The organism is Lysobacter enzymogenes, from assembly GCF_017168095.1.
Classification (GTDB): Bacteria; Pseudomonadota; Gammaproteobacteria; order Xanthomonadales; family Xanthomonadaceae; genus Lysobacter; species Lysobacter enzymogenes_D.
Genome location: NZ_LXSD01000282.1, coordinates 1 through 4,639 on the forward strand (window position 1 = coordinate 1; position 4,639 = coordinate 4,639).

Genomic DNA, 4,639 nt, shown 5'->3' on the forward strand with positions numbered 1-4,639 from the left:
GGGCGCGCTCGTGGTCTGCGCGCTCGTGATCGGCGCGCTCGTGATCGGCGCGCGGGCGGCCGCCGCCGCGAGCGCGACCGTCGCGGTCGCCGCGACCGGCTTGACCTTGCTGCCGGGCTTGAGCCGGAACTGGCCTTCGATCACCACCCGCCCGCCTTCGCGCAAGCCGGCGCCGATCATCACCTGGCTGTCGCCGACTTCGCCGGCGACTGTCACCGGCTGCATCTTCACCGTCTGGTCGGGCTGCAGCAGATAGACGTAATCGCCGTCCGGGCTGCGCTGCAGCGCCTGCGCCGGAATCACCAGCCCGCCGGCGACGGTGCGCAGCTTCAGCCGCACATTGACGAACTGCCCCGGCCACAGCGCGCGCGGATCGTTGCCGAACAGCGAGCGCAGCTTGAAAGTGCCGGTGGCCGGGTCGACCGCGTTGTCGATCACATCGAGGCTGCCGCCGGCGGCGACGGTGTGCGCGTCGACCCGGTCCAGCGCTTCGACTTCCAGCGGCGCGCCGGCTTGGGTGGCGCGGTACACGCTGTCCAGGTTCTGCTCGGGCAGATTGAAGGCGACGTAGATCGGCCGCACCTGGGTGATGGTGACCAGGTTGGTGCTGGTGGTGACGACGTTGCCCGGATCGACGCCGCGCAGGCCGGCGATGCCGTCGATCGGCGCCAGCACCCGGGTGTAGTCCAGTTGCACCCGCGCGTTGTGGATCGCCGCTTCGTCGGCGGCGACCAGGGCCTCGGCCTGGGCGACCGCGTTGCGCTGGGTGTCGAGGTCGAGCTTGGACACGTACTGTCGGTAATGCGCGTCCGAGGAGCGCAGGTAGTTGCTGCGCGCAGTGGCCAGCGCGGCCTGGTCCTGGCGCAGCTTGGCCATCGCTTCATCGAAGCCGGCCTGGGCGTTGCGCGGGTCGAGCTGGGCCAGCAGATCGCCGCGCTTGACCTCCTGGCCTTCCTTGAAGTGCAGCTCGACCAGGCGCACGCCGCCGATCTGCGGATTGACGGTGACGCTGTTGCGCGCCTGCACCGTGCCTTGCGCGATCAGGTACAGCGGCACGTCCTGGCGCGCGACCGGCGCCAGCGCGACCGGCACCGGCGCGTCCGCGCCCACGCCCGCGGCGCCGGGCCCCTCGCCTTCGTCCTTGTTCTGGCCGGTATCGGCCGGCGCCTGGCTCAGCGCCGCCAAGCCGGCGCCGCCCAACGCCAGCGCCGCGACGGCGACCAGCGCGATCTTGCGAAAACGCGACATGCAACACTCCTGGAATGCGTGGGGCGGGCGCAGCGCGCCCAACGTGGATCGAGCTTCGGATCGGGTCTTCTTAGCGAGGCCTTGCTACAACACATCGACGCCCGCAGCGGGCGGTTCGGAGAATCCGGACGGACTTGGTAAAACCCTCGTCGCGGACGCATTCGACGCAACAGCGCTTCATGCCGGACTCCCGGCCGCCGCCGCGGCCCGCGCTGCGCGCCTGAGCGCGCGCCGCTCGCGCCGCGCGGCCTTGCGCAGCGAACGGTCGTGGTGCCACAGATAGATCGCCGGCGTGCTCAGCAAGGTCAGCAACTGCGACACCAGCAAGCCGCCGACGATGGCGATGCCCAGCGGCTGGCGCATCTCCGCGCCGACGCCGAAACCGATCGCCAGCGGCAGCGCCGCGCCGATCGCCGCCAGCGTGGTCATCAGGATCGGGCGGAAGCGCACCAGCGCCGCCTCGCGGATCGCCTGCGGCGGCGCGAGGCCGCGCTCGCGTTCAGCGGTCAGGGCGAAATCGACCATCAAGATCGCGTTCTTCTTGACGATGCCGATCAGCAGCAGCACCGCGATCACCGTCATCAGGGTCAACGGCGTGTGCGTGACCAGCATCGCCGCGAACGCGCCCAGCGCCGCGGCCGGCAGGGTCGACAGGATCGTCAGCGGATGCAGCAGGCTTTCGTAGAGCACGCCGAGCACGATGTACATCGCCGCCACCGCCGCCAGCAGCAGGATCAGGCCGTTGGACTGCGCCGACTCCAGGCGCTGGCTGTCGCCGTCCAGGCTGAGGCGGATGCCGGCCGGCACGCCGGCCTTGGCGACCGCGCTGCGGATCAACGCCGCGGCGCGGTCGGGAGTGATGTCGCCGGCGAGGTTGTAGCGGATCTTGGCCGATTCGAGCTGGTTGTAATGGCTGACGCTGGCCGGGGCCAGCCGCGGCTCGACCCGTGCCAGCGCCGACAGCGGCACCATCGCCCCGCCGGCGGCGCGCACCCGGGTCTGCAGCAGGCCTTCGACGCTGAGCCGGCCTTCGTCGGACGAGGTCAGCACCACCCAGTACTGGGCGATGTCGGAGTAGATCACCGACACCGTGCGCTGGCCGAACGCGCTGGCCAGGGCCGAATCCACATCGCCCATGCTGACGCCCAGGCGCCCGGCGAGCGCGCGGTCCACCTGCAAGGTCTGCTGCTTGCCGAGCGCGTCGTAGTCGCTGGAGACGTCGCGAAACTGCGGCATCGCCCGCAGCGCCGCCACCGTCTTCAACGCCCACGGCTGCAGTTCGTCGCCGCCCAGGCCGTTGACCAGCTGGAACGAGAACAGGCCGCCGCTGCGGCCTTCGTCGCCGCCGAGCAATTGCAGCGGGCTCAGCGCGACCGACACGCCGGCCAGTTCGCGATAGCGGCGGTCGAGCCGCTCGATCACCTGCTTGAGGCCGTCGCTGCGCTGCCCGGGGCCGGCGCCCTTGGGCTTGAGGTCGACGAACATCGTGCCGGTGCTGCCGACCGCGCCGCCGCCGCTGTCGGCGCCGAGGATCGTGGTGACGTGCAGCACCGCCGGATCGGCGCGCATGATCCCGATCAGGCCTTGCGCGTGCTCGCCCAGGCGCGCCGGCGAGACGTTGGTGTCGGCGCGGAAGGTCGCCTGAAGCATGCCGGTGTCCTCCTCCGGCATGAAGCCGCCGCCGGCGCTCAGCAGCGTGGCCCAGGCCACGGCCAGGGTCGCCAGCAGCAGCAAGGCCGGCTGCCAGCGCATCAGCCGGCGGCGGCCCATCGCCCAGTCGAGCGCGCGCTCGTAGCGCGCGTGCAACGCCTGGTCGAATCGCTGCAGCGCGGCTTCCAGGCGCGAGGGGCGCGGCGGCGGTACCGGTTCGGGCGCGAGAAAACGCGCGCACAGCGCCGGCGTCAAGGTCAGCGAAACCAGCGCCGAGATCACCACCGCCGCGGCCAGCGTCGCGGAGAACTCGCGCAGCAGGACCACCAGTTCGTTGTCGCCGAGCAGCAACGGCGCGAACACCGCGATCAGCGACAGGGTGATCGAGACGATGGTGAAGCCGATCTCGCCGACCGCCGCGGCCGCCGCGCGCGCCGGCGGCAGGCCCAGTTCCATGTGGCGGACGATGTTCTCGATCACCACGATGGCGTCGTCGACGACGAAGCCGATGCACAGCACCAGCGCCACCAGCGACAAGGTGTTGAGCGAATAGCCCAGCGCCCACATCGCCACGAACGCACCGGCCAGCGACAGCGGCACGCTGAGCATCGCGATCAGGGTCGGGCGCAGCCGGCGCAGGAACGCCAGCATGACCGCGGCGACCATCGCCACGCTCAGCAGCAGCGCGATCTCGACCTCGTGCAGGCCCGAGCGCACGGTCTGGGTGAGGTCGAACATCGGCACCACCGCGACATCGGCCGGCAGCGACGCGCGCAGCGCCGGCAGGCGCGCGCGGATCGCCGCGACCGTGGCCACCGCATTGGCGTCGGCGCGCTTGCCGACCTGCAGGGTCACCGCGCGCCGCGCGCCGAACCACGCCGCCTGGTAGCGGTCCTGCTGGCCGCTCTCGACCCGGGCCACGTCGCCCAGCCGCACCGAGGCGCCGTTGCGCACGGCGATCGGCAAATCGGCGAATTCGCGCGGCTCGCGCAGGCCGCTGTCGACCGCCACGCTCATGCGGCTGCGGCCGTCGCCGAGCAGGCCCAGCGGCGAGACCACGTTGGCCGCGACCAATGCATTGGCGACATCGTTGGCGAGCAGGCCCTTGGCCGCCAGCGCGGCGTTGTCCAGTTCGATCCGCACCGCGTGCGGCGCGCCGCCGGACACCTGCACCTGGGCGACGCCGGGAATCTGCGCGATCGCCGGCTTGAGCACGGTGTCGGCGAGGTCGTACAGGCGCTCGGGCGGCTGCGTATCGGACGTCAGCGCCACCATCAGCACCGGAATGGCGTTGGTGTTGGCCTTGAAGTATTGCGGCGGCGCCGGCATGTCGGCCGGCAGGTCCGGGGCGGCGTCGTTGATCGCCGCCTGCACCTCGCGCGCGGCCTTGTCGGCGCTGCGGCCGAACTCGAACGACAGCTGGATCAGCAGCGAGCCTTCGCTGCTTTGCGATTCCATCGAGCGCAGCCCGGCGATGCGGCCGAGCCGGCGCTCCAGCGGCGCGGCCACCGTGGTCGCCATGGTCTGCGCGCTGGCGCCAGGGATCTGCGCCAGCACGGTGACGCCGGGAAAGTCCAGCGATGGCAGCGCGGCCACGCCGAGCAGCGCGTAGGTCCACAAGCCGGCCAGGACCAGGCCGAGGCCGAGCAGCGACAGGCCGATCGGGCGCCGGATCAGCGCCTCGAACACGGCCGCGCCGCCGCGCCGCGCGCGTGCGCGGCGGGCGGCGCGCGGCGAGGCC

2 protein-coding genes are annotated in these 4,639 nt (G+C 72.0%); both read right to left on the reverse strand.

Annotated features, from left to right (window positions below):
* On the reverse strand, positions 1–1,248 hold a 1,248-nt coding region (locus tag A7A76_RS08665; protein WP_206410825.1), incomplete at its 3' end, for an efflux RND transporter periplasmic adaptor subunit.
* 177 nt (positions 1,249–1,425) lie between these two features.
* The gene (locus A7A76_RS08670) at positions 1,426–4,587 is read right to left on the reverse strand and encodes an efflux RND transporter permease subunit (RefSeq protein ID WP_343225304.1); all 3,162 of its coding nucleotides are present in this window, start codon (positions 4,585–4,587) and stop codon (positions 1,426–1,428) included.
* Between the last annotated feature and the right edge of the window lie 52 nt (positions 4,588–4,639).